Origin of the sequence: Rhodococcus sp. 14-2483-1-2 (assembly GCF_002259405.1) — a bacterium.
Lineage (GTDB): Bacteria > Actinomycetota > Actinomycetes > Mycobacteriales > Mycobacteriaceae > Rhodococcoides.
The window spans coordinates 114,621-138,946 of the sequence record NZ_NPFW01000023.1 but is presented as its reverse complement, the minus strand read 5'-3'; the positions used below and the strand labels follow the sequence as shown (position 1 = coordinate 138,946).

General features: G+C 61.0%; 22 protein-coding genes and 2 pseudogenes. 16 read left to right on the top strand and 8 right to left on the bottom strand.

From position 1 onward, the window contains the following. Positions 1 to 56 precede the first annotated feature (56 nt). From CH295_RS26035 to CH295_RS26010, 6 genes and pseudogenes are all read left to right on the top strand, one after another. Positions 57 to 1,514, top strand: a complete 1,458-nt coding sequence (locus CH295_RS26035) for an APC family permease (protein ID WP_252342195.1) — start codon at positions 57 to 59, stop codon at positions 1,512 to 1,514. Further along, a complete protein-coding gene (locus CH295_RS26030) occupies positions 1,511 to 2,263 on the top strand; it encodes an IclR family transcriptional regulator (RefSeq protein ID WP_094742347.1) in 753 nt (250 codons plus the stop codon). Before CH295_RS26035 ends, CH295_RS26030 begins: the two co-directional genes overlap by 4 nt. A gap of 117 nt (positions 2,264 to 2,380) precedes the next feature. Continuing rightward, on the top strand, positions 2,381 to 3,799 hold the full coding sequence (locus CH295_RS26025) for an amidase (RefSeq protein ID WP_094742346.1): 1,419 nt from the start codon (positions 2,381 to 2,383) through the stop codon (positions 3,797 to 3,799). Between the two features lie 284 nt (positions 3,800 to 4,083). Then, positions 4,084 to 4,566 carry a response regulator transcription factor gene (locus CH295_RS26020; protein ID WP_170946087.1) on the top strand — a complete coding sequence of 161 codons (483 nt, stop codon included), beginning with the start codon at positions 4,084 to 4,086 and terminating at the stop codon, positions 4,564 to 4,566. 401 nt (positions 4,567 to 4,967) lie between these two features. Then, positions 4,968 to 5,315: pseudogene (locus CH295_RS26015) on the top strand (ferritin-like domain-containing protein); the annotation flags it as partial. After that, positions 5,312 to 5,749 (top strand): annotated as a pseudogene (locus CH295_RS26010) (NAD(P)-binding protein); the annotation flags it as partial. The pseudogenes CH295_RS26015 and CH295_RS26010, both read left to right, overlap by 4 nt. A 36-nt stretch (positions 5,750 to 5,785) precedes the next feature. On the opposite strand, the gene CH295_RS28545 reads toward CH295_RS26010, so the two are convergent. Then, positions 5,786 to 6,169, bottom strand: coding sequence for an alpha-L-rhamnosidase-related protein (locus CH295_RS28545; RefSeq protein WP_353955499.1), 384 nt, complete (start codon positions 6,167 to 6,169; stop codon positions 5,786 to 5,788). A 577-nt stretch (positions 6,170 to 6,746) separates the two neighbouring features. Here CH295_RS28545 and CH295_RS26000 point away from each other — a divergent pair. Genes CH295_RS26000 through purU form a run of 4 tightly spaced genes read left to right on the top strand, consistent with a single transcriptional unit; the run spans position 6,747 to position 10,714 of the window. After that, positions 6,747 to 7,934 carry a cytochrome P450 gene (locus CH295_RS26000; protein WP_170946086.1) on the top strand — a complete coding sequence of 396 codons (1,188 nt, stop codon included), beginning with the start codon at positions 6,747 to 6,749 and terminating at the stop codon, positions 7,932 to 7,934. Between the two features lie 44 nt (positions 7,935 to 7,978). Then, positions 7,979 to 8,815: an SDR family NAD(P)-dependent oxidoreductase gene (locus CH295_RS25995; RefSeq protein ID WP_094742341.1), complete on the top strand. Its 837-nt coding sequence runs from the start codon at positions 7,979 to 7,981 to the stop codon at positions 8,813 to 8,815. 53 nt (positions 8,816 to 8,868) lie between these two features. Further along, entirely contained in the window at positions 8,869 to 9,789 is a 921-nt protein-coding gene (locus CH295_RS25990) for a PDR/VanB family oxidoreductase (RefSeq protein ID WP_252342193.1), read from the top strand. 25 nt (positions 9,790 to 9,814) lie between these two features. Further along, positions 9,815 to 10,714, top strand: coding sequence for a formyltetrahydrofolate deformylase (gene purU / locus CH295_RS25985; protein ID WP_094742339.1), 900 nt, complete (start codon positions 9,815 to 9,817; stop codon positions 10,712 to 10,714). A gap of 44 nt (positions 10,715 to 10,758) precedes the next feature. On the opposite strand, the gene CH295_RS28540 is transcribed toward purU, so the two are convergent. Genes CH295_RS28540 through CH295_RS25965 form a run of 4 tightly spaced genes read right to left on the bottom strand, consistent with a single transcriptional unit; the run spans position 10,759 to position 14,604 of the window. After that, positions 10,759 to 11,085: a YciI family protein gene (locus CH295_RS28540; RefSeq protein WP_094742338.1), complete on the bottom strand. Its 327-nt coding sequence runs from the start codon at positions 11,083 to 11,085 to the stop codon at positions 10,759 to 10,761. Next, positions 11,085 to 11,924: an ABC transporter ATP-binding protein gene (locus CH295_RS25975; RefSeq protein WP_094742337.1), complete on the bottom strand. Its 840-nt coding sequence runs from the start codon at positions 11,922 to 11,924 to the stop codon at positions 11,085 to 11,087. Before CH295_RS25975 ends, CH295_RS28540 begins: the two co-directional genes overlap by 1 nt. Then, positions 11,921 to 13,663, bottom strand: coding sequence for a dipeptide/oligopeptide/nickel ABC transporter permease/ATP-binding protein (locus CH295_RS25970; RefSeq protein ID WP_094742336.1), 1,743 nt, complete (start codon positions 13,661 to 13,663; stop codon positions 11,921 to 11,923). The genes CH295_RS25975 and CH295_RS25970 overlap by 4 nt, the downstream gene beginning before the upstream one ends. Next, positions 13,663 to 14,604: an ABC transporter permease gene (locus CH295_RS25965; RefSeq protein ID WP_094742335.1), complete on the bottom strand. Its 942-nt coding sequence runs from the start codon at positions 14,602 to 14,604 to the stop codon at positions 13,663 to 13,665. Before CH295_RS25965 ends, CH295_RS25970 begins: the two co-directional genes overlap by 1 nt. A 199-nt stretch (positions 14,605 to 14,803) precedes the next feature. On the opposite strand from CH295_RS25965, the gene CH295_RS25960 reads away from it, so the two are divergent. Next, positions 14,804 to 16,093 carry an aminomethyltransferase family protein gene (locus CH295_RS25960; RefSeq protein WP_212556218.1) on the top strand — a complete coding sequence of 430 codons (1,290 nt, stop codon included), beginning with the start codon at positions 14,804 to 14,806 and terminating at the stop codon, positions 16,091 to 16,093. A gap of 60 nt (positions 16,094 to 16,153) precedes the next feature. Here CH295_RS25960 and CH295_RS25955 read toward each other — a convergent pair whose 3' ends face one another. Both CH295_RS25955 and CH295_RS25950 read right to left on the bottom strand, forming a co-directional pair. Then, positions 16,154 to 17,023: an amidohydrolase family protein gene (locus CH295_RS25955; protein WP_094742334.1), complete on the bottom strand. Its 870-nt coding sequence runs from the start codon at positions 17,021 to 17,023 to the stop codon at positions 16,154 to 16,156. After that, positions 17,016 to 18,221 carry a CaiB/BaiF CoA transferase family protein gene (locus tag CH295_RS25950; RefSeq protein ID WP_094742333.1) on the bottom strand — a complete coding sequence of 402 codons (1,206 nt, stop codon included), beginning with the start codon at positions 18,219 to 18,221 and terminating at the stop codon, positions 17,016 to 17,018. The genes CH295_RS25955 and CH295_RS25950 overlap by 8 nt, the downstream gene beginning before the upstream one ends. A 128-nt stretch (positions 18,222 to 18,349) precedes the next feature. Between CH295_RS25950 and CH295_RS25945 the strand changes: the two genes are divergently transcribed. Further along, the gene (locus tag CH295_RS25945) at positions 18,350 to 19,861 is read left to right on the top strand and encodes an ABC transporter substrate-binding protein (protein WP_170946085.1); all 1,512 of its coding nucleotides are present in this window, start codon (positions 18,350 to 18,352) and stop codon (positions 19,859 to 19,861) included. Between the two features lie 56 nt (positions 19,862 to 19,917). Here the strand turns inward: CH295_RS25945 and CH295_RS25940 are convergent, their stop codons facing one another. After that, on the bottom strand, positions 19,918 to 20,607 hold the full coding sequence (locus tag CH295_RS25940) for a GntR family transcriptional regulator (RefSeq protein ID WP_141217089.1): 690 nt from the start codon (positions 20,605 to 20,607) through the stop codon (positions 19,918 to 19,920). A gap of 145 nt (positions 20,608 to 20,752) precedes the next feature. Here CH295_RS25940 and CH295_RS25935 point away from each other — a divergent pair, with 145 nt between their 5' ends. Genes CH295_RS25935 through CH295_RS25920 form a run of 4 tightly spaced genes read left to right on the top strand, consistent with a single transcriptional unit; the run spans position 20,753 to position 24,277 of the window. Next, the gene (locus tag CH295_RS25935) at positions 20,753 to 21,955 is read left to right on the top strand and encodes a serine hydrolase domain-containing protein (protein WP_094742330.1); all 1,203 of its coding nucleotides are present in this window, start codon (positions 20,753 to 20,755) and stop codon (positions 21,953 to 21,955) included. Further along, positions 21,952 to 22,746 carry an SDR family NAD(P)-dependent oxidoreductase gene (locus CH295_RS25930; RefSeq protein ID WP_094742329.1) on the top strand — a complete coding sequence of 265 codons (795 nt, stop codon included), beginning with the start codon at positions 21,952 to 21,954 and terminating at the stop codon, positions 22,744 to 22,746. The genes CH295_RS25935 and CH295_RS25930 overlap by 4 nt, the downstream gene beginning before the upstream one ends. After that, positions 22,743 to 23,441, top strand: coding sequence for a cyclase family protein (locus CH295_RS25925; RefSeq protein WP_094742328.1), 699 nt, complete (start codon positions 22,743 to 22,745; stop codon positions 23,439 to 23,441). Before CH295_RS25930 ends, CH295_RS25925 begins: the two co-directional genes overlap by 4 nt. Beyond that, the gene (locus CH295_RS25920; RefSeq protein ID WP_094742327.1) at positions 23,438 to 24,277 is read left to right on the top strand and encodes an SDR family NAD(P)-dependent oxidoreductase; all 840 of its coding nucleotides are present in this window, start codon (positions 23,438 to 23,440) and stop codon (positions 24,275 to 24,277) included. Before CH295_RS25925 ends, CH295_RS25920 begins: the two co-directional genes overlap by 4 nt. The last annotated feature ends 49 nt before the right edge of the window (positions 24,278 to 24,326 follow it).

The following is a 24,326-nucleotide window of genomic DNA, read 5'->3' as shown; positions in this document are numbered from 1 at the left end:
GGGCTATCGTGCAGCATCGAAAGTACCGTCGAATCCGATCCGGAATGAGGTGCAGAGTGACCGAACCACCGCCTGTGCGGACCAGTTCGCCGGTCGCCGGTCTCGGTCGCGCTCGCCTGACGTTTGCCCAGGTGCTAGCGCAATCGGTGTCGGCGGTCGCACCGTCAGCGGTGATGGTGACCCTCCCGGCGCTGGTCATTCCTGACGCGGGCGGAGCAACGATTGCGGTCTTCGTCGCGGCTGCCCTGCTCATGACCATGGTGGGGTACTGCGTCGGACAGTTCGCCCAACGCATGGTCGCGGTGAGCGGGCTGTACAGCTATGTCGCGAAGGGACTCGGAGCTGTACCAGGCTTCGGAGCGGGAGTGTCGTCTGCTATCGGCTATGCCGCAGCAGCCATGGCAAGCGTTATCGGAGCAGCGAGCTACGCGACTGTGCTTCTGGCACGGATCGGCCTACCGAAAGGCGCTGCGACGGTGGCGGTCCTGGCGGTTGTGGTCGGATCACTAGCGTTGATTCTGATGGTCCGAGGCGTTCGGTTCTCGACCCGGATCACACTCGCTGTAGAAGTGTTCGCAATTGTGGTTGCGACGGTGGTTCTCGCCGTGGTCTTCGTCCAGACACTCGGTGTGCCGCCGGCCACTGCAGAGTCGCAGCCAGGCGACGGCGGGGTATCACGTATCGGTTTCGTCGTATTGCTTGCAATCACATCGTTCGTGGGTTTCGAGAGTGCGGGAACGGTGGCCCGGGAAGCTCGCAATCCCCTCACTGCGGTGCCGCGTGCGATCAAGTGGACGCCCGTTGCGCTCGGGGTTCTGTATGTGGGGGCGGCAGGTGCCCAACTCTCGGCACCTGTACAGCAGAACGAGATGTTGGCAATCGTCCTGACACTGCCGGATTCGTCCGGAAGCGCGGCAGGGTTCCTGTCTGTGGTCATGGAACTCGGGATCACGGCCTCGTGGTTTGCTTGCGTTCTGGGATCGACGACAGCCTTGTCGCGAATACTGTTCGCGATGGGACGCGAAGGCGTTGCACCCGCGCGTTTAGGACGCACGCACCCTCGTTTTCATACCCCCCATGTCGCTCTGATCGTGGTCATGCCGGTCATTGTCGCGGTGCCGGTGGTGTATCAACTGTTCGCGGCGTCGACGAGGGATGTCATGCTGGGATTGTTGACGGTCTCTGCACATGGCTATGTCGTTGCCTACATATTGGTGTGTGTGGCGGCACCGTGCTTCCTGCGCAGAATCGGCGAATTGACGCTCGTACCGATCCTCGTTTCGGTAGGGGTTGCGGCGTCGATGGGAGTGGTGGTGGTGTGGGCGACTGCGTCGCCGAGTTACTCCGCGGGCGGCGGCTCCGTTGTGTACCTGGCTCTGATGGCTGTCGGCTTCTGCGTCGTCTTTCTGCGGTCCCGTGTCGAGCGTGGCGTGCTCGACCGAGTCGGGGTGTACGACGAGACCATCGCCGAAGACATCGTCTCTCGGTACCGCCCCTGGGAGGTACGGAAATGAGTGGCGACAGTTCGTTCTCCGGTCGTCAACCGAAGGCGGTGCAGAGCGCATTGCGGGTGCTCGAGGTAGTGGCCAGAGGCGGTGCCGGTATCACAGCCAAAACTGTTGCTGCACAGCTCGACTTACCCTCGGCTACAACCTATCGACTGCTCAACATACTCGCCGGGGAGGGCTACGTCGTGCGTCTGCCGGACCTTTCCGGATTTGCACTCGGCCACAAGATCGGAGTGCTGATCGATGCGGCCGTCGCTCCGACGGTGTGCACGGCAGCCAGAGAGCTTCTTGCGGAATTCAGACTCACCGTCCGGTTCGGCGTCCACCTGGCCTATTACACGAATTCGACGATTCGTATTGCGAACGAAGATCCGGAGTATCCACTGCAGCACGACGAGTCGTTCCTCAATCGGCACCTGCACGCAAGTGCTCTCGGCAAGCTGCTCCTCGCTGAGAAGGACGACCCGATGTCCTTGGTGCCGGCAACCGGCCTGACCGCCCTCACACGGGAGACGATCGTGTCCCGCAGTGAGTTGGTAGCATCGCTCAGTGCAGTCCGCGCGGACGGCTCCTCACATCAAACGGGTGAGATCACCTCCGATACAGCCTGTGTCGCAGTACCGTTACGGAGCGCCACAGGTTCGTTGTTTGCCGGCCTCGCACTATCAGGCAGTGCGGTGCACGAGCCCGCGCTTCGCCGGTGCGTTCCGACGATGATCGAGGCAGCCAGGCAGTTGGCCCCGCTGCTGGTCTGACAGGGTTCCGGGACCGCCGAACAGCCCGTCATATCGGTAAGTTCACCGATATCCCTGAGTTCGATTGCCTCGTAGTGTTTTCGACACGAAGCCCGTGTCGACGCACTAGGAGAACTGATGGCAGATCACGAATTGTCCTGGCTCACAGCTGAAAAGATGGCAGAACAGACACGCTCGGGTGAGCTGTCGCCTGTCGAGGTTGCCGAATACTTCGTCAAGAGGGTCGAAGATGTGAATCCGGCCGTGAACGCAATCGTGGATTTCGACGCAGACCAAGTGATGTCCGATGCGCGAGCTCTCGTCGACGCCTCGACCCGATCTCGCGAAGTCGGCCCGTTGCACGGCGTCCCGTTCACGATCAAGGACCTCACAGCAGTCAAGGGACGTGCCCTGACATTCGGCATGATCCCGCTGAAGGACAACATTTCCGACCACGACGCTGCGATTGTCCAGCGGATGCGTGACGCCGGCGGCCTCTTCCTGGGTAAGACCAACACTCCGGAAAGCGGGTACTACGGCGGAACGGACAACCACCTGTACGGCCCCACGCACAACCCGTGGAAGCACGGTTTCAGCGCGGGCGGGTCGAGCGGTGGCGCGGCGGCAGCCGTCGCAGCGGGACTCGGTCCGCTCGCCGAGGGCAGCGATGGAGCCGGATCGGTGCGCATTCCTGCAGCATTGTGCGGCGTTGTCGGCCTGAAGCCGTCGACCGGCCGAATCCCCCAGACGATTCTCGCCGGCCGCTACTATCACTGGGCTTATCACGGCCCGATCACTCGTACCGTGGCCGACAACGCACTCATGCTCGATGTCGTAGCAGGACCGGACGAGTCCGATCCGCTCTCTCTGCCTGACTCGACCACCAACTACCTCGCCGAAACCCGCAAGGGAATCGAGGGCTGGCGTATCGCCTGGTCACCCGATCTCGGATTCGCCACGGTCGATCCAGAAGTGCTCTCGATCTGTCGTACTGCAGTCCAGGCTTTCGAGGAACTCGGTGCCCACGTAGAGGAAGCCACTCCGGCCTGGGGTAATCCGGAGGAAGCGATGTGGAACGGCATTTGGGTTCCAGGCTTCGCTGCCGAGCACGATCTCATCGACTGGGACGAATGGCAGGGGCAAGTCGACGACAACTTGATCGAGTTGATGCGCGAGGGTGAGCGATTGACGGGCGTCGACGTCGGTCGTGCCGACCTTTTCCGCGGCGCAATGTGGGACACGTTCTCGGCGTTCATGCAAGATTACGACTTGCTCGTGTCACCGACACTGAGCGAGGCAACATTCACACTCGAGCAATTCGCTCCTACATTCCTCGACGGTGCCTCGCTCCGCTCGCAACTTCTCGGATGGCTACTGACATACCCGTTCAACATGATCACAACTCCGGCGATCACCGTTCCCGCCGGCTTCACGTCGGATGGGCGTCCGGTGGGTCTACAGATCTCGGGCCGACTGCACGCCGATGCAGCTGTGCTGCGGGCAGCCGCCAACTTCGAGAAGGTACGACCGTGGGCCGACCGACACCCCACGCTGTAGTTGTTACCGCACCTGTAACACAAAGCTGACCCCCAGGGGAACACGGCGTATATCCTTAGTTGATGACGTTCCACGGTGCCGACACGCTCTCGGCGCTGACCAGTGCGGATCCCGCCGGGAGGCTCGACGGTCTGATTCGGTACGTTGCGAACGAAGTCGAATCATGCGCTGTGGCAGTGGTATTGGTAGACGTCGGACGCGACCATCGGATGGTTGCGTCCGCCGGCTACCAACAGTCGACGATGGACTACCTGCTCGGACAGTTCGCGTGCGAGGACCCGGGCATGCAAATCGTCTACGAGCATCCCGGCCAGCTGCTCACGTGGGCCGACATACCGGCATATCGGAGTACATTCTCCGCCGAACGGGTACTGGTTCCGGCAGGCTTTCACGAAGGTGCATCCGTAGCGCTTACGAACAACAGCGGTCGGACTGTTGCAGTACTGCACATCAGCATCGTTGAACAGACTTTCTTGCCGTGGCTCAAAAGCTTCGTCGCAGAGATCGCGCAAGTTGCAGTTTCCACAGTGTGTGCCCTCGAGTTGCGTTCGAGAATGCATCTGACACCGCGGGAGGTAGACATTCTGCGTTGCCTCACCGAAGGTCAGACGAACGCCGAAATCGGCGCGGCCCTGCATCTGTCCAGGAGCACGGTCAATACCCACATGGAGCACATTCTGCACAAACTCGGCGCGAAAAAAAGACTTTCTGCCGTGGTGTTGGCATACAAGGCGGGCTTATTGGAAAACGCACCGTTGGCGATTTGAGGGAGCGCGTTCGTCTCCGCACCCTTGGGTGATGCCCGCGGGCAATCAGTTCCATGGCCAACTCGGCTGGTCTAGTTCGATCTGGTTTTCATACCGAAACTTTCTGGTGCCATTGAATCCGCAGATCGTCAGCGCGCACGACGGCGCACTCGGTCCGTGAAGATCCGTCGCTGCGTGCACGGTTCACGCCCGTCCGGTCAAACCGGACCAGGCGAAGCTCGGTGTCACGAGAGTGTCACAGGTCGATACGATCGTGCATGGACTGGACCGGACGGCGATGCACGGAAGGCGTTGCAAATAAACAATTATCGAGTTCAAAGACGTTCACGTTAATCCACTTCTAGGGCTCGAAATCCGCACAGAGTCGGTTCGATCCCGACTAGCCTCGGGCTTTCACCCCGGTGAGTAGGCTCGGCGCGTGGGCGTATCCGTCGTTGATCATCGGCACTCTGCGCTACATTCCGCTGCTGAACAAGATGCGCGACAACATCGTCGAGATGGGCGTGGACGAGGAACGTCTCTACACCGCCATGAAGCGATTCAAGAAGGTCGGTGAGCGCACACCCTTCCCCAAACGCCTACCCATGTACCGCTTCATCAGCTGGCACGGATCGGTCGTCATCGATCGCGCCCATCGGTACCACCGCCTTGCAGACGCAATGGTCGTCATGACAGCCAAGTACCCCAAACGCCTGCTCCGGGCTCAGCCCACCTGGTCGAAGGAACTGACCTACGAGCCCGTCGCATGAGCGGGCGTGACGTGGTCTCCGTCGCGGTGATCGGCGGCGGGTTCGCTGGTATCGGTGCCGCTGTCCGGTTGACCCAGCGAAGTATTCGCGACTTCGTCATTCTCGAACGAGGCACCAGGCCCGGCGGAACGTGGCGCGACAACACGTATCCCGGTGCAGCGTGCGACATCCCATCGCGGCTCTACTCCTACAGTTTCGCGCCGAATCCGGACTGGTCGCACACCTACTCCGGCAGTGAAGAGATCCTCGGGTACGTCGACTCGATGATCGACAGGTTCGAGTTGACGGGCTACTTCCGCTTCGGGCACAACGTTGCGGATCTGACCTGGCACGAGGATTCATCGCTGTGGGAGATCACGATCGACGACCGCGAACCGGTGTTCGCTCGCAGCGTCGTCATGGCATCAGGCCCCCTCGCGAATGTCATTCTGCCGTCGTCGATTCGGTCCATCATTCGCCATCTCTGCGCTTCATCTCACCGCTGCGATTCGTGCCACGGATCGTGACGACCGAAACGAATGCGCACAAAGTGGCCTGCGCGAGAGTGACTTTCGGGGAATTGGGGCCGCGGACCTGGTGACGGTGCTCAACGGCGACGTAGTGACGACACACAACGTGTTGGACCGGACGGTCGAATTCGTGGGCCTCGCGAGCGCACTGGGGTCTGCGGCGGCGGCCATCGGGTCCTCCGGGGGAGCTGTCGGGTCGAGCCAGTCTCCGAGTTGGGGGCTGTCGTCCCAGGTTCCGGCGTCGGAGAGCAGCGGTTCGATCGAGGTCAGATGGGCGGCCATGGCCCGATAGTGATCGGCCAGGCGGTCGAGGTCGCCGTAGGCCCACCAGAGCGCCTCGGGCACCCACACCGCGGCGTCACCCCAGACCGCCTTCGGTCCTGCGGCCGCAACCTAGAGGGGGACCTCGTCGCCGGCGTTCTCGGCCAGCTTGAGCAGGTCAGGAGTGACGGGTGGTACGTATCCCGGAGCCATTGGTGCACATGCCCTCGAAGCAGCATCGGCGACGCACACCCCGCCGGTCTCGTCGGTCTCGGCACGTAGGTCATGCAACCAGCCGTGTAAGAGGCGACGACATCGAACTGATCGATGACTCGCCGCTGCAATCTGTCTCGGCGGTGTCCATTCCGTCGCCAGCACAGCTGCATCATGCGCTCGGTCCGCGACGTAGTTCGAGCTGCCGACGACAGACCTATGAATGAGTGATAGACATGCTAGCACCTAGGTGCTAGCCTGGTCGACATCGCGTACGTTTAAATTACAAATGCGAGACAACCCAGGACGGACAGTAGTTCGCAGACTTTGCTTCAAGGCGAGATCCTCCCGTTCGAGTAGTCGTGCAGAAATTGGGCACATTGACATCCGCGATTCCGGTGCTCGCAAGCTCGAATCGAACCGCCCACCTAGAACAAGGAGTCTTCACATGACACATACGAGCACACCGTTGCCTCGGATCGAGGGCTATACGACCTCGATCGACGATGTGAAAGCTCTGGGGCGCAGCAGCCCACTCGCGATCAGTGACCGCGGCTACGAGATCCTGGGTTACGAAGCCGCTCACTTGGCGCTCAACAGTGACAAGTTCGACAAGGCTTCGACGTTCAAGGCCCGTCTCGACGATATCGGCATTACCGAGGGATCACCTTCCCGCTCCGACTGGGAAGTGCTGATGCCCGCGACGGACGGACAGTTGCGTACGCGACTTCGGGTCATGTACGCGGGGATGATGAGGCCAGCGCAGGTTGCCCGCTTCGGCGATCGAGTACGCGGCCTTGTTGCTGGTGTGTTCGACGAACTTGGCGACCGGCAAAGCGTTGATGCCATGGAAGAGATCGTGTGGAGGATCCCTTCACGTATGTACTGCGATCTGGTTTCGGCACCGTACAGTCTCGCGCCCACGGCGGCGCGACTATCGGAAAGCACTCAGGGTCCGCTCATGACGCGCGATACGTCTCGTCGACAGGAGGCGATCGACGCACTGTACGAGACGTATGCACTTGTTGAAGAGCACATATCGAAACGTCGAGAGAACCTGGGCGACGACTTCACATCTCACATGATCCGGCAGGAAATCGACGGCAAGCTGACGGAGCGTGAGATGTTGCTCAATGCGGTCGGCTTGCTCTTGGCAAGTATTGACAACACCGTTCATCAAATGGGTATTGCGATTGGAACGCTGTTGCAGCGACGTGACGTCTGGCAGCAGCTCGTCGCTGATCCATCGCTGATTCCAGCGGCAGTCGAAGAGGCAATCCGCTTAGCTCCTCGTCTTAACACCTTGCTGCGGATGACAGCAGAGGACGTCGAAGTCGAAGGCCACGTGCTCGACGCGGGCAAAATTGTCTTCGTATCCATCGCCTCAGCCCAGCGCGACCCAGCAGTCCTGGAAGCCCCGGACGAATTTCGTTTGGACCGTAAGGGATACCGCGCGCTTCAGTTCGGTGGAGGAAATTTCAACTGCCTTGGCCAGCATCTTGCCCGTCTGGAGATGCAAGAAACCGTCCGTGCTCTGGTAACCCGGTATCCCAACGCTCACCTTCGACACGACCTGAAAATCACTTCATACCCGCACGGCAACGAGGTCGAAAGGCTGGATATCGCGCTCGTCTAAGTCGCTGAGCCCGAGCACGCACGCAGAACAAGGAACAGGACACAATGGTAGAACTAAGCGGCAAAGTGGCAGTCGTGACCGGAGGTGCCAGCGGAATCGGCTTGGCCCTTGCGCGGGCATTTCTCGACGAGGGCATGAAAGTCGTGATCGCCGATATCGAGATCGGCGCACTGGAGCAGGCGGTGGCACTTCTCGACGGCGGTGACGCGGTATCGGCTGAGCGGTGCGACGTTTCGGACCCAGAATCGGTGCAGGCGCTTGCCATCGCGGCTGTGCAGCGCTTCGGCTCGGTACATGTTCTGTGCAACAACGCCGGGGTGGAGAGCGGGGGCCGAATCGAGGACATCTCACCGGCAACGTGGCGTTGGGTGCTTGGAGTCAACTTCGGCGGCGTATTGAACGGTTGCACGACCTTTCTACCGATTCTGCGCCGAAGCGGCGGTGGCCATATCGTGAATACCTCGTCGTTGTCGGGTCTGATGGGTGCATCCCCAGCGATGGCCCCGTACGCAGTGTCGAAGGGTGCCATCATTACCCTCAGTGAAACCTTGGACGCCGAGCTGCGCGCTGAGGGAAGCGACGTCCGAGTGTCGGTGCTCGTGCCCGGATCGGTTCGAACTCGAATGGATGAGGCTGAACGCAACCGTCCCAGCGATATTCCGGGTACCGTCGCCAATCCTCTTCGTGACGAAGTAATGGCGGCTATCCGCGATCGCAGGGACGACGCGATTTCTCCGGAGGCAGTGGCGTCGGTAGTAGTCGATGCGCTGCATGACGAACGCCTGTACATCGTCACGCATCCGACGGTCACCGAATACGTGGTCCAGGCGCACGCATCGCCGATACTGGCAGAGGCTGCACGGTTGGCGGCGCACGGATGACCGAGGGCACAGCAACGGCTTCGTCGTATCGTGTGCGAGTAGTTTCGCGTCGTATGGTGTCGGCAACGGTGGCGGAATTCGTAGTGGAGAGCGCATCAGGCGAATCGTTGCCGAGTTGGGATCCGGGTGCGCACATCGACGTGCACATTCCCGACGGTTCCGAAAGGCAGTATTCGTTGTGCGGTAACCCCACCGAACCAAGGACCTACCGGTTTGCTGTCCTACGCGAGCCCGACGGACGTGGTGGCTCGGAATGGCTGCACGACCGAGTGCACAGGGGCGACGAGCTCGTGGTCAATGGGCCACGCAACAACTTCGGTCTCGCCGAGTCGGCACCTGCGTATCATCTTGTCGCCGGTGGGGTCGGGATTACGCCGATACTGGCGATGGCTTCGCATTTGCAATCAGCGGGGGCAGGTTGGCGGCTGACCTATCTAGGCCGTTCGCGCAAAACGATGGCCTATCTGGACGAGCTGGCCACGCTCGACGAAACCGGTGACCGGGTAGAAATATTGGCCTCCGATGAAACGGAGCGCCGCGATCTAGCCGAACTCCTCGGTCACGATGCACCCGGCACCTATGTTTACGCGTGCGGGCCCGAGAGCCTCCTCGAGGGCTTGGAGTCAGCGGTCGCCGACGGTGCCCGGGTCTCGTTGCACGTCGAGCGGTTTGCCCCTAGAGATCGAAATGCTCTGGATGAAGCAGGTGCACCCTTCGAGGTCGAGCTCACCGTTTCCGGTTTGCGGCTGACCGTGCCATCGGGTGAATCCATCCTCGATGTCGCCGAAAAAGCTGGAGTGCCGGCCCCGTACTCCTGCCGCGAAGGCACGTGCGGAACATGTGAGACCCGCATTGTCGATGGAATCGCTGATCATCGCGATTCCATCCTCACCACCGAGGAGCGAGATGCAAACGACTACCTGATGATTTGCGTTTCCCGCTCCAACACTCCTCGTCTCGTCATCGAACTGTGACCGCGCCCAACTTTAAGGAACCCGGATGACCACCACTGAGGCCTACACGCGGACCCGGGCTTCGGCGTCTCCTGTCGCCGATCGGGCGAGGTTGCTCGTCACAAGCCCGGACGGACCGGGGATCGTCGCAGCGATTTCTGGTGCTCTGAGCGAACTTTCGGCAAATATTGTCGGATTGGCTCAGCACACGACCGATCCGCGAGGGGGCACCTTCTTCCAACGTACCGAATTCGACTTGCCGGGTCTCGGACAGCGGGAGGACGAGGTTCGGGAGGCGATCGGCGTCGTTGCGGCTCGCTACGATGCGACCTGGTCGCTCTCGGCTGCCGCGCGCCGCAAACGGGTCGCAATTCTGGCATCCACAACCGACCATTGCCTTCTCGATCTATTGTGGCGTCAGCGACGTGACGAAATTCCGATGGACGTTCCGATGGTGATCTCGAACCATCCGGTACTTGCGGACGATGTACATGCTTTCGGAATTCCCTTCCACTACGTACCGGTGATCGACGGTGACAAACGACGCGTCGAGGATCGACACCTGGAACTGCTCAAAGGCCAGGTCGACTTGATTGTGCTGGCGCGCTACATGCAGATCATCTCGGGATCATTTCTCGCGAGCGTCGGCGTTCCTGTCATCAACATCCATCATTCGTTTTTGCCCGCGTTCATCGGCGCCGGGCCATATGCGAAAGCAAAGGCGCGTGGAGTCAAGCTTGTTGGGGCAACTGCCCATTACGTAACGCAGGATCTCGATGAGGGGCCGATCATCGAACAGGATGTCGCACGGGCTACGCACGCAGATACCACCGCGACGCTCACGCGTCGAGGTGCTGATATCGAACGGCAGGTTCTGTCCCGGGCGGTGGCGTGGCACTGCGAGGATCGGGTCATTCGCCACGCCAACAGCACTGTGGTCTTCTGACTGGTCTCGGGCCCGCAAATTCCGTCGGGCCCGAGATCAGACGGTCAACAGCGCGTGGGAAGGCTGGCCACATCTTGGCCGAGCAGTGTCCTGAGGTTTGCCGAGCACACGTGGGGTTCGAAATCGACGATGCGCATCTCGACTTGCCCCGATGCGACCATCGGATCGGACTCAAGGAGGGTCCGCGCAGCGTCGATCGACCCTGTTGCCAGAAGCAACAGTCCGACGGGTGAGCCGCCGTCACTGGCCGGAAGCACACCGGAGAATAGTATTCGGCCATCTGTCACCTGTTGGGTGATCCATTCTCTGTGGCCGGGCCGGGTGTCTGGATCGAACGATGTTACAAACGTGACCTCGGCGAGCTGTAGCATCAGATTCCTTTCTGTGTTGCCGAGCTGATCAGCTCGGCACGAGCTTCACGTCGTATGCGCTGGCGGGCAGGGTCGGGTACAGGCGCGGCGGCGACGAGGGCCCGGGTGTAGGGATGCTGGGGATCATCACATATCCGCGACGGTGGTCCCTGCTCGACGATCTGGCCGCGACGCAGCACGATCACGCGGTCTGCAAACTGCCGTACCACCGCCAGGTCGTGGGTGATGAACAGATATCCAACGTTGGTCTCGCGCTGGAGCTGTGAGAGTAGCTGCAGCACGACGGCCTGGGTAGACACGTCCAGCGCACTGGTCGGCTCGTCGCAGACAATGAGTTTCGGGCGGACACTGAGCGCGCGTGCAATGGCAATTCGTTGTCGCTGTCCCCCCGAGAACTGCGCGGGATAACGAGTCATCGTGTCGGCGGGCAGACCGACCTGTGCAAGTAAGGCCAGAACGCGGTGGACAGCGGCGGCGTGGTCGAGTTCGCCGGCGGCATGGAGGGGGCCTAACAAGGTGTGGCCGATTTGGCGGCGTGGGTTCAGGGAACCGTAGGGGTCCTGAAAAATTGCCTGCACGCTCCGCGCCGATTTTTGGCGGTCTCGACGATGCGAGACGTCTACCCCGTCGAGAACTATTCGGCCTTTGGACAGTGGCGTGAGTCCGAGTACAGCTCGGCCGATTGTCGATTTGCCCGATCCGGATTCGCCGACCAAGGCCAGGGTTTCGCCGTGGCTGACCTCGAGATTTACTGCCTCGACAGCGATGTTGGGCGGTCGTCGCCATCCGCGTGCAGGGTAGGTCACCCCGATGTCGTCGACGCTGAGGACTTCTTTCATGTGATTGCTTCCTGCATGGTGGTGGGGGGCATCGAGATGTCTTTTTGTAGATCCGGTGTTGCGGCGATGAGAGCTTGCGTGTATTCGGCCCGCGGGCGTGTAAAGATCTCGGTGACCACGCCCGATTCGACGATCTCTCCGCCCTTCATGACGTAGACCCGTTCGCAGATATCCGCCACGACACCGAGGTCGTGTGTGACGAAGAGGATCGACATTCCCCGTTCGATCTGCAGTGAGCGCAGGAGGTCGAGAACGCCTGCCTGTACGGTCACGTCGAGGGCAGTGGTGGGTTCGTCGGCGATGAGAAGCTGCGGAGAACCGGTGAGTGCGAGTGCAATAGCTACCCGCTGGGCCATCCCACCCGATAGTTCGAACGGGTACCGGCGGAGAACCGCATCGGGGTCGGGCAAGCCCACGTCTGCCAGAAGCTGACGGGCAATGTCGACTGCGTCTTTTCGGGATACGTTGCGGTGGCGCCGAATCGCCGGAATCAGGTGCGAGCGGACCGTATAACTCGGATCGAGTGCGGACATCGGCTCTTGTGAGATCACCGCAATGTCGGACCCCGTTATCGCTCGACGCTGTTTCTCGCTCATGCCCACCAATTCGGTGCCGTCGAACGACAGTCCACCGTCCGAGATGTGTCCTGGATCTGGAAGCAGACCGATGATCGATAGGGCAGTCATTGTCTTTCCGGATCCGGATTCTCCGACCAGACCCACTACCTCTCCGCGGCCTACGTGGAAGGACACCCCGCGTACCACGTCACCTGTGTCGGGGAAGTTGACATGAAGATCATCGACGGTCAGTAGCGCATCAGAGCCTTCTCTTGTGGAGGGCAGGGGAGCGGTGTCACGCGCTCGGAAGAGGTGGTTTACAGGACGGCTTCGCTCGTCTCCATCACGGACGATGTCACCGAGCACATTGGCCGCGATAATTGTCAGAGCAAGGACAACCCCTGTAGGTAACAGGAACCAGGGATTGACGAAGATCTGCTTTGTCGCGTCGGCGATCATCGATCCCCAATCAGGGGCAGGTGGCGGTGCCCCGAGGCCGAGAAATCCCAGGCTCGCCATGATGAGCAGAGCCGCGCCGAACGTGAGACTTGTCTGGATGATGAGTGGTCCCGCGACGTTGGGCAGGATCTCGGAAATGAGGATTCGCGATCGCGGCACGCCGGACACGCGTGCCGCGTCCACGAAGAGCTCGTGACGGACGGCGGTGGTTGCCGACTGCGCGAGGCGAACGAAGAAGGCGGAGGCGAGGATTCCGTAGACGATCATCGACACGGAGACATCGCGTCCGAGAATCGCCGCAAAGGCGAGCAGGATGACAATTGCGGGCAAAGCGAAAAGCAGGTCTGCCAGCCTGCTTCCCGTTGCCGCCCAGCGGCCGCCGGCCCATCCCGTAAGAACCCCGATGGTGCCACCGAGCGCGAGTGCGATAAGCGTTGCCGTCGCGGCCCCGGACAGAGCCGGCCTGGCTCCAAATACGATGCGTGCGAGTACGTCGCGGCCGAGGGCGTCGGTGCCGAGAAGATTTGCCGTACTGGGGAGTTGGAGGGTGCGGCTCAGGTCTTGTTGAAGGGGGTCAGCCAGCGGCAGAATCGGTGCGAGAAGAGCTAGCACGATGACGACGGTCAGCCATGCGAGGCTCAGTACGCCGACGGGGGTGCGTACGAGCTGAATCAGTGGTGCCCAGGCAGAGTCGGTAGGTGGGATGTCGATTCGCTTGGCCATCAGCTGATCCTCATCTTGGGGTTGAGAAGTGCATTGAGAAGATCCACAGCCAGATTCACGAGGACCACCAGGCCGGCGGTGACAACGACTATTCCTTGAGCCACCGCGACGTCTCGCGAGCCGATGGCCGAGATCATGAGTTGTCCGATTCCGGGGAGAGCGAAGACGCGTTCGATGACTATTGCCCCACTCAGTACCAGAACGAACTGAAAGCCAAGCGTTGTCGTGACCGGGATGGCGGCGTTTCGGAGCACGTGCTTGAACAACACCGTGCCCGGAGAAGCGCCGGTGGCAAGGATCGTGCGAACATAATCGCGTCCGAGCACGTCGATGACGGCACCGCGCGTTTGCCGCGCGACGGCAGCGATTCCGGCGATGGCAATTGCAGCGACCGGAAGTACCAGCGATGTAGCCCATCCTGAGACCGAGCGTTCGGGAGCAACATATCCCGCGGCGGGGAGAAGACCCCACCCCACACTCACCACTCCGACAAGGACGATCGCGAGCCAAAAGCTCGGGATCGACGCGCCGATAACAGTAACTATCTGGATTGTGCGGGCCCATCGACCTCGCACGAGGGCTGCGGCTGTCCCGAGGCCGACGCCGACCACAGTGGTAACCGCGATCGACAGCACTGCCAGAGAAACAGTGATCGGTAGACGGTCGGCGATCAGACCCGCTACGGGTTGACGAGCTTGTAGCGATTCACCGAAATCTCCTCTGACGGCGTCGGCGAGCCAAGCGGTGTACTGGGTGAATATCGGTTGATCGAGACCGAGTTGAGTACGAACTCGCGCGTAGTCTGCCGCCGATGCATCTGGGCCGAGCAAAGTGATCGCCGGGTCGCCGGGAATGAACTGAATCAGCAGAAACGTCAAGCTGGCCACGATGAACAAGATTGGCACCGCGATGAACAGCCGGTGCGCGATGACCCGGATCATTGTGGTCCTCGTGTGGGGGTTGACATCGAAGCCTCTCGTCGTCGAAGGATTGCCCGGTCCGGCAACCGCAGCCTTGACGATCGACCCTAGCACCTAGCACCTAGGTTGCGTGTAGGGTTTCGATGCAAGGCGGGCCGACAGTGTGCACGCCGCCGGTCGAACGCAGTTTGCGCACCGGACGCCAAAGAGAGGATCTCGAATGTCGAAGTTCACCGTCGACACAATGCGCACGGGCCCAGAGGTATACGCCTGGAGTCGATTCGGCCAACAGGAGTACACCTCGTGGCTGGATGAGAATGTTTCGTGGAAGCAGACGTGTTACATCGGCGACTGGTCGTTTCTGTGGCAGCACTGGTTCCGCGGACCCGATGTGCTCGCGCTGTTCGCGAAATACTCCGTCAACGACTTCACCCGTTTCGATATCGGTCAGTCCAAGCACGTCATCCACACCGATCAGCATGGGAGGGTCATTCACGAGGGCATTCTGACCCGCTTCGGTGACGAGGAGTTCATGCTGCACGGTCGCGGCGGTTTCTGGATGCGCTTTCAGTCCGAGCGTGCCGGGCTGCGCGTGACGGTCGAGCAAGATGACTGGTTCATCTACCAGGTCTCAGGGCCGAATGCTGTCAAAGTGCTGCAAAAACTCGACCCGTCGCAGGGATACCTGGCGACGAAGTACATGCGCGTGGCTCCGATTACGATCGCGGGCCACACCATTCACGCGCTCCGCCAAGGCATGGCGGGCGAGGTCGGATTCGAACTGCAGGGACCATCCTCGATTCGCCAAGACATCTACGACGCGGTTGTCGATGCTGGACAGGAATTCGGCATTCGCAAGCTGGGAGGACGGGTCGCACTGATCAACCACCTCGAGGCCTCGTACCCGACCATCGCTACCGACTACATCCCTGCAATCTTCGAGCCCGAGACCGAGGAATACCTCGATTTCTTTCTCTCATCGATGCCCCCGAACACACTCCCATCCTATGTGGCGGGAAGCTTCCGTGGTGAAGAGATCAGTGAGTACTACCGCAGCCCAGTCGAACTCGGTTGGGGAAAGGTCGTTCTCGGCTCCGGATTCCTTGGAGAGAAAGCGGTGTACACCGAGAAGTCCACGCCGCGACGTGTACTGCGCACGCTTGTGTGGAATGGAGAAGACGTAGCCGACGTCTACGCGTCGCTTCTGCGTCCGGGAGAGGACAACTACACCTTCATGGATATGCCACGTGACCAGAAGGGCTTCATGTGGGCAGACAGGGTCGAGATCGACGGCCGCACGGTGGGTGTCAGCACTTCTCGCGGATATTCGTACTGGTACCGCCGTATGATGTCTCTGTGTCCAATCGATCTGGCGCAGTCCGAGATTGGTACGGAAGTAACAGTGGCGTGGGGAAACCCCGGTGATCCCGAAAAGCGTATCCGCGCCACAGTGGCTCCGGCACCCTACAAAAACAACAGCAACCACCTGGATCTGCACCAAGCGATCTGACCTTACCTAGCACGGATGAGGGGTTCTTCGCCACCGCAGAACCCCTCATCCGTGCCAGAACTACGGTGACCCGATACCCAGTAACCGAGCCGCATTGTCCTTGAGATGTCGCTGCCGTAGTTCGGGTTTGAAGCCGCGTTGGTCGTAATCCGAGATCCAGCGGTGTGGGGTGAGCACTGGGAAGTCGGAGCCGAAAAGTACCTTGTCCTTCAGCAGCGAGTTCGCATAGTGAACGAGCTGCTCGGGGAAATACTTCGGCGACCAACCAGAAAGGTCGATGAAGACCTTTTCCTTGTGATGCGCCACTGCAAGCGCCTCCTGCTGCCAGGGAAACGACGGATGCGCGATGATGATCGGCATATCCGGAAAGTCTGCCGCCACATCGTCCAGATGCAACGGCTGCGAGTACTTCAATCGCACACCACCCCCACCTGGCAGAGTGCGTCCGGCTCCGGTTTGACCGGAATGGAATACGCTCGGCAGTCCTGCCTCGGCGATCGCATCGTACAACGGGTACGCGGCGCGGTCGTTCGGGTAGAAGCATTGAAGGCTCGGATGAAACTTGAACCCTTTCGCCCCAGCCGCGATCGCCGAGCGTGCGGACCGTACAGCCGCCTGGCCGCGTGCTGGATCGATGCTGGCGAAAGGAATCAGGACATCCGCGTGGCGCTGCGCGTCCTCGATGATCTCGAGATTGTCCAGAGGTGTCTCGCCCGTCAGTGCCTCAGTATCGACCGAAAACACGACCGCAGCCATGTTCCACATGCGGTATTGCGCGGCAAGTGCATCGACCGTCATCCGGGTCGATGACTCCCAACGACGGTTCTGATCCTTGTTCAATCGAGACACAGGAGGAATGCCGTCTCTGCCTGCCAGTACGTGCACGTGCACATCGATGGCTTCAATAGCGTTCAAGTCGATTTCAGACATCTGTCGTCACCTTCCCGAAAGCTCCCGCCTGTGCGAGCTCGCGGATGCGCTCAGCGCCCAGCCCGGCGATGCGATGCAAGATGTCCTCGGTATGTTCGCCGAGTCCCGGAGGGTAAGCAACCGGATCGGTGATCCCCCCGACCTTGACTGGGTTGCCCACGCTTCGGGCCACGGTGCCGTCATCACTGACGAGGTCTACGACCATGCCGCGATGAACGGCCTGCGGATCTTCCAATGCATGCGCAACGTCGTTTATCGGAGCGACGGGGACGCGGCCCAGAAGACGCTCGACGATCGTTTTCGAGGGAATACCCGCGAAGGCTTTCTCCAGTAACGGCTCAAGCGTCGATCGATTCGCGAGCCGCTGCGCGTGGGTGTCGAACCGTGGGTCGGCTGCCATGTCACCTAGGTCGAGGGCGAGGCACAGACTGACCCACATGCCATCGGTGTTCGCTGTTACCACAACATCTACACCGTCGGCGCAGGTAAAGGTGCGGTACGTGGGAACGCTCTGATGCGCCGATCCCTGCCGCCCGGGTATCTCGCCGGACGCGAGGTAGCCGCTGGCGAGGTAGGACAGCATTGCTATCTGGGAATCGAGCATTGCAACATCGACATGGGAGCCGACACCGGTGGTGCGCGCGTTGACAACCCCGGCGAGCAGGCCGATCGCGCCGTACATGCCGGCTGCGAGGTCGCCGATCGGTACTCCGGTGCGAGCGGGCCGCTCGCCGGGGTGTCCTGTGAGGCTCATGACGCCGGCCAGTCCCTGTACGACCATGTCGAAAGCTGGCAGATCGCGAAGCGGACCGGTTTGCCCAAAACCACTCACCGAGCACATCACAAGCTGCGGATTGAGCGCGCGCAGCTCGTCCCAACCTACGCCGAGCCGGTCAGCAATCCCCGGCCGAAAATTCTCGACCACGACGTCGACGTGCGGGACGAGGCTGTGGATGGCTTCGCGTCCTGCTTCGGTCTTCAGATCGAGAACCATACCCAGTTTGTTTCGATTCACAGCCAGGTAGTAAGTGCTCACGCCGGCCACCTCGTATGGAGGAACTGTCCGTGACAGATCTCCCACGGGCGGTTCCACCTTGAACACTTCCGCGCCGAGGTCACCGAGGATCTGTGTCCCGAACGGTCCCGACAAGTATTGGGTCAGATCCAGAACCTTCAAACCGCGCAACAGTGAGTCCATTTTTCTCCCCTCCGGGCTCTCGCCAGCGAGGCGAAGACGTCCGACGTCCCGGCCCGTGAAATTACTGTAGCAGCACCTAGGTGCTAGGTGCTAGCGTTCTGGTTCCGCGCTACGTTGGGATGGAATCGATGACAAATTTGGTCAGAGCAATCGCGGGTACAGCTGCGATCGTGATGCTCGCGGGTCTCACCGCGTGTGGGGGCGCGTCCGGTCGATCGGCCGACGGTGAACTTCGCGTTGCAATCACCGTCGGCCCATTGGGCGGGTGGGATCCGGTGGGATGGACGTGGGACGGTTACACCGTGCTGGAGGAGGCCGCGTACGACAGCCTCCTTCAATCAGGTACCGAGGGTTACGTACCGGGCCTAGCGGAAAGTTGGGGATGGGAGGGCCCTTTGAAGTTCAATCTCTCGGTGCGGCCGAATGTGAAATTTGCCGACGGGGCGGAACTCGACGCCGATGTCGTCAAAGCAAACATCGAGCGCTTCCAGAGCTCCTCCAATAGGTTTGCACCTAGGTTGGCGTCGATCACCGGGATCGAAACCGATGGCGACCTCGGCGTGAGCTTCACTCTGGATACGCCACAGCCGGACTTGGAGCGTCTGCTCAGTCAGGCACCGGGTTTGATGGTCAGTCCAGCAGCCATCGCCGATCCCTCGATTCTCGTCGGAGCGCCGGCGGGCATTGGCCCCTACACGCTGGACGCGTCTCAATCCACGACCGACGTCCGTTACGCCTTCCAGAAAAACCCCGACTACTGGAATGCCGATACCGTCGGTTTCGAGTCACTCGTCATCGACATTCAGGCGGACCGTCAAGCTTCGTTCAATGCACTTCAAGCGGGTCAGCTCGACCTCGTGTGGGGGGTAGCAGAAAACGTAGAAACTGCAATAGCGTCAGACCTCACGGTCAATGAACTACCCGGCGTCCCTTTGCTTCTGGCCGTTCTGGACTCTGCGGGTACGACGAATCCCGCATTGGGTGACCTTCGGGTGCGTCAGGCCATGAACTTTGCGATCGATCGTGAGGCGATCGCCTCGTCGGTCCTACCCGGTCGCCCGACGAGCGTCCCGTACAGCTCGCAGACCGAAGCATACGATTCGCGCCTCGAGGGAGTCTACGGTTTCGATCCGGACAAGGCTCGCTCGTTGCTCGCCGCTGCGGGATACGCCGACGGCCTTGCTCTCACATTGACTGCAACTCCCGACCTTGCCGACGTGGCAAGCGCGGTCGCCGCATACTTTGCGGAGGTGGGAATCGAACTGGGAATCGAGACCCTCCCGCTTCAGGAGTACGTCAATGCTCTGGTGGCTGGAAACTTGCCGATGATTCTAGGACGCGCGACATCGCAGTCTGCAGCCGTCGATATACAAGCGACGACGTTTCCCGACGGAGGACGAAATCCATTTGCGAACTCAATCGACCGCGTCGTGGAACTCTGGGAACAAGCCGTCGCGCAGGAGGCAGTCCAGCGGCAGCAATCGTTTCAGAACATCACACGAATCGTGCAGGAGCAGGCTTGGTTCGTGCCTGTCGAGGAGGAGACGTTCTACTACTTCTCCTCTCCCGCGATCGCGGGAATCTACGCGCCGCCCGGATACATCATGCCAAGCTTGCGACTGATGCAGCCAGCAGGATGACGGCAAGCTCGGCGATGTCGATCCTTTCTTCGCCGCCCTCGATCATCGAGGCGCGTTCAGGGAACATCGCCCAGAGCTGCACGGCCAGCGTTGTCGACGTGCAGCGTGATGAAGTGCTCAGCGCGAGCGGAATCACGGGCAAGCATCGAGTCGACCACCTCGCACATCTCGGCGTACGCCTGCGCACCGCGCCCTTCTCGACGAATCGACGTTGCGCGCATCTGCGGAATGCGGCGGTGGATCATGCCGAGGTACTGCTCGAGGGTGGTGTTGCGAATGGTCTCGAACACTATTCGGTAAAAGTCGTCTTTCGCCTTGAGGAGAGTTGTGTTGAGTTCATCGGCGCGTAGGGCACCCTCCATTGCTGCTAGACAGGCGGTGAGTCGGCGATCGGTCTCGGTTCCGGCCTGTTCGGTGGCCAATCGCACCGCGAGCCCTTCGAGGTGGCTGCGCACCACGTACAGCTCCTTGATTTGGTCCCGGGTAGGAACGGCGACGGTGGTGCCAAGCCCGTTTTTGGTTTCGATCAAGCCCTCGGCCTCCAGTACGCGAAGTGCCTGCCGCAACGATGCGCGGGAAGCTCCGGTCAGCTCGCACAGCTCCTGCTCCACAAGTCTCTGCCCCGGCGTGAAACGCATATTGACAATCGCGGACCGCAGATTGTCGGCCACCTGATCTCTGATCGGCCGGTGCCGAGACACCGTGAGGCTTGATTCGTCTTCGACCGCTTGCATCGGGTTGGACACGGTTCCTCCAATAGAGTCGATTGATCAAAGCTAGCACCTCTTTTGCCAAAAGCTAGGACCTAGCTTCTAGCTATGTTAGCGTGCAAAGTGAACGAGAACCGGTGTTGTGTCCGAGCACACGGGCAACAGCACCGAAAGGAGAAGCATGGAACTCGAACAACTGTCCGTCAAACTGCCCGCCGCGACCGGCGGTGACCTCGAATGGATCTCAACACACATCGACGGGGCACCCGTGCGGGGTTGGTACGACCCAGCTTTCAAACAGACCCGTGACGCGTTTCTCGCGCTCTACGACAACGGGGCCGAGGAGCCTGAAGTCGGTTCGACGGTGGGCGTTGTCATCGGCGGGCGGACAGTCGTCGAACTGGTCGGCGGTTGGCAGGATCCTGGACGCACTCGCCAGTGGGAGTTCGCAACGGCTGTCAACCAAATGTCGGTCACGAAGGGCATCGCCGCGATCTGCATCCATGTACTCGTCGATCGCGGTTTGCTCGATCTTGATCAACCTGTAGCCGCCTACTGGCCTGAGTTCGCTGCCGAAGGCAAGCACGATGTACTCGTACGGCATGTCCTGGACATGACAGCCGGCCTTCCCGGTGCCGTCGGAGCAAGTCCCGGCGACATATATTCTCACGAACGAATGGTGGCGGTACTTGCCGCCATTCCAACGTCGTGGCCACCGGGAACCCGAGCCGGTTACCACGTGCTGACACAGGGCTACCTGCTCAACGAACTAGTTCGCCGAACTGACGGCCGCACGATGGGTCGCTTCCTCGAAGAAGAGATCGCGGGCCCCCTGGGCGCCGACTTCCATCTCGGTATCCCACTGAGCGAAGCGCGACGGACAGCACAATGGCTGTTGCCAGACGGCGTTTTCCCTCGCGTCAGCGATATCCCGCCCGGCTTCTTCGCCGATTCCTGGAGCGGGAGCACCGACGACACCGCTTTCCAGAACACCGTCGGCTGGCGCACCGGTGAATGCCCATCGGGGAACGGCCACGGCACAGCACTCGGAACCGCGGCAATCTACTCCGCATTTGCCTCGGCCCGACTCACCACCGCCGCCACCCGCGATCGAGCCATCACCGAACAGCACAACCTCGTCGAGGAAGTACTGGGCCGTCGCTACCACCAGGCCCTCGGCTTTCTTCTCGATTCCCTCCCCACCGTGACATACGGGGGCAGCGCGACGGCCTTCGGTCACCACGGTATCGGTGGCTCGCTTGGCTTCGGAGACACCGAAGGAGAAATCGGTTTCGGCTACGCAATGAATCGCGTCCACACCCGCCCTGAGAACGGGCCCCGGGCCGGATCGCTGGTAGCGGCACTTCGACGGGATCTCGCATGAACACCACTGACGCCGCGGTGGCGGTGGTCACCGGCGGCGGAAGTGGCATCGGGGCAGCCGTCGCCCACGCCCTTTCAGCTCGCGGTGATCGAGTGGCGATCGCCGACATCGACATCGAGTCCGCTGCCGCGGTGGCCCGTACCCTCGATCCGACAGGCTCTCGCGCAACAGCAGTGCATTTCGATGTAACAGACGAACGCTCCGTACTCTCAGGGATCGCCGACATCACGAGCCGATGGGGCCGCATCGACACCCTGGTCAATGCAGCAGGCATCGCCGACTCCGACATCGCGGAACGGCTGTCTTTGGACACTTGGAACCGCGTACTCGCCACGAACCTCACCGGAACATTCCTGGCCAGCCGCGCCGTGCTGCCTGTCATGCGCCAGGTGGGCGGCGGCGCGGTCGTCACGATCGCTTCGATAGCAGCCAAACGAATCAGTTACAACGGGGGAGTTGCATACACCGCCGCGAAAGCGGGAGTCCTCGGCCTGACACGGCACCTGGCATTCGAGGCAGCCGTCGATCAAGTCAGGGTCAATGCGGTGTGTCCGGGTCCCACCGAGACGCCACTAATGGCCGATCTCGACCCGGAAGTGGTCGCAGCGCGAAAAGCCTCGGTGCCGCTAGGTCGCCTCGCCCTACCGTCAGACATCGCTGAGGCGGTCTTGTTCCTGAGCTCACCGGGATCGGTGATGATCACCGGGGAGGCTCTCGACGTCGATGGTGGTTCGCTGTTGGCCTGGTACGACATCGAGACATACTTCAACCGACGCGGAGGGCGACCATGACCGAAACACGCTGGGTATCGCTGGCTCATCCCCTCGAAGATGGGTTACCCCGCGCCCGCGCAAGCTGGCCGTGCAGCTTCACCCCTCACGACACTCCAGTAACAGACGGGGTGGTGGGGCGCATCACGGAGATTGCCATGACAAGCCACATCGGCACCCACCTGGATGTTCCCATTCACCTGTTTCCCAATGCACAAACGCTCGACGACTATCCACCAGAGCGCTTTCTCGGCACCGCGGTCGTGTTTTCGCTGCTTGCCGACGGACCGGTCGAGATCGGTGTCGAGGCGGTGCGCGCTGCCGACCCTGGCCTCCGACCAGGAGAGATGGCGTTGATCAGTTTCGGCTACGCCGAGAAGTTCGGGACACCCGAGTACGGGCTTCATCCCTACCTTTCGCTGGAAGCCGCTCGTTACTTCGTCGAGCGCGGTGCTTCGTTGGTCGGGTTCGATGTCGTCACACCAGACATGCCGGTGGCGCTTCGACCGGACGGGTTCGGTTTTCCCGTTCATGTGGAGCTGCTCGGCAACGACGTGTTGATCGTAGAGAACCTCGGACCACAGCTGGGCTCGTTCGCCAGGCAGCGCGTGGAAATCATAATGACGCCGCTCCCCATCCGAGGGGGCGACGGGTCGCCGGTTGTTCCGTTGGTGCGGAGCATCACCAGTGCACAAACACAAGGAGCTCGACAATGAAGTCGTTCACGGATCGTGTGGCAGTCGTTACCGGCGGGGCCAGTGGTATCGGCTACGCACTCGCGGAGCGCTTCCTGCGTGCCGGTATGAAAGTGGTGATTGCCGACATCGAACAGTCCGCCATCGACTCGGCCATTGCGCAATTGGACGCCGTCGGTGAGGTCTTGGGTGTTCGGACCGACGTGTCCGACCTTTCTTCGGTCGAAGCACTCGCCGCCGCAGCGGTCGACAAATTCGGCGGAGTGCATTTGGTATGCAACAACGCCGGGGTCGAAGGCGGTGGATGGTTCAGCGACATCGATCCGAAAGTGTGGGATTGGGTGATGGGGGTGAACTTCGCTGGTGTGTTGAACGGTTGTCGAGTCTTTCTGCCCCTCCTTCGTGAGCAGGAGGAGGGACACATCGTCAATACCGCGTCGTTGTCGGCCTTCGGTACCGGTGCACCGACGATGACGCCCTATTGCGTCTCAAAGTTCGCGGTACTCGCTCTCTCGGAGTGCCTGGAGATCGAATTGCGCTCACACTCCGAACACATTGGGGTGTCTCTCCTCGTTCCAGGCCCGATCCGAACCCGCATGGCGGAATCGGACCGTAACCGCCCCTCGGATGTCCCGCCGAGCGGCAGCCTCGACTTTCGCACATCGCTGCTCGCCGGCACGGCGCAGAAGGTCAACGAGCTGGGCTTGGAGCCGTCGGAGGTCGCCGAGCAAGTATTGAGCGCAGTCAAAGATAACCAATTCTACGTGCTCACCCATCCCGAACAGGCTCTACACCACCTCGAACAGCGCCGCGCGTGGATGGTCGAAAACACGCCACCTCCAGTTCGCACGTTCTGAACACCGAACAACCGCGACTGCGCCAACTTTCGTTCCGTCGAGACTGTCC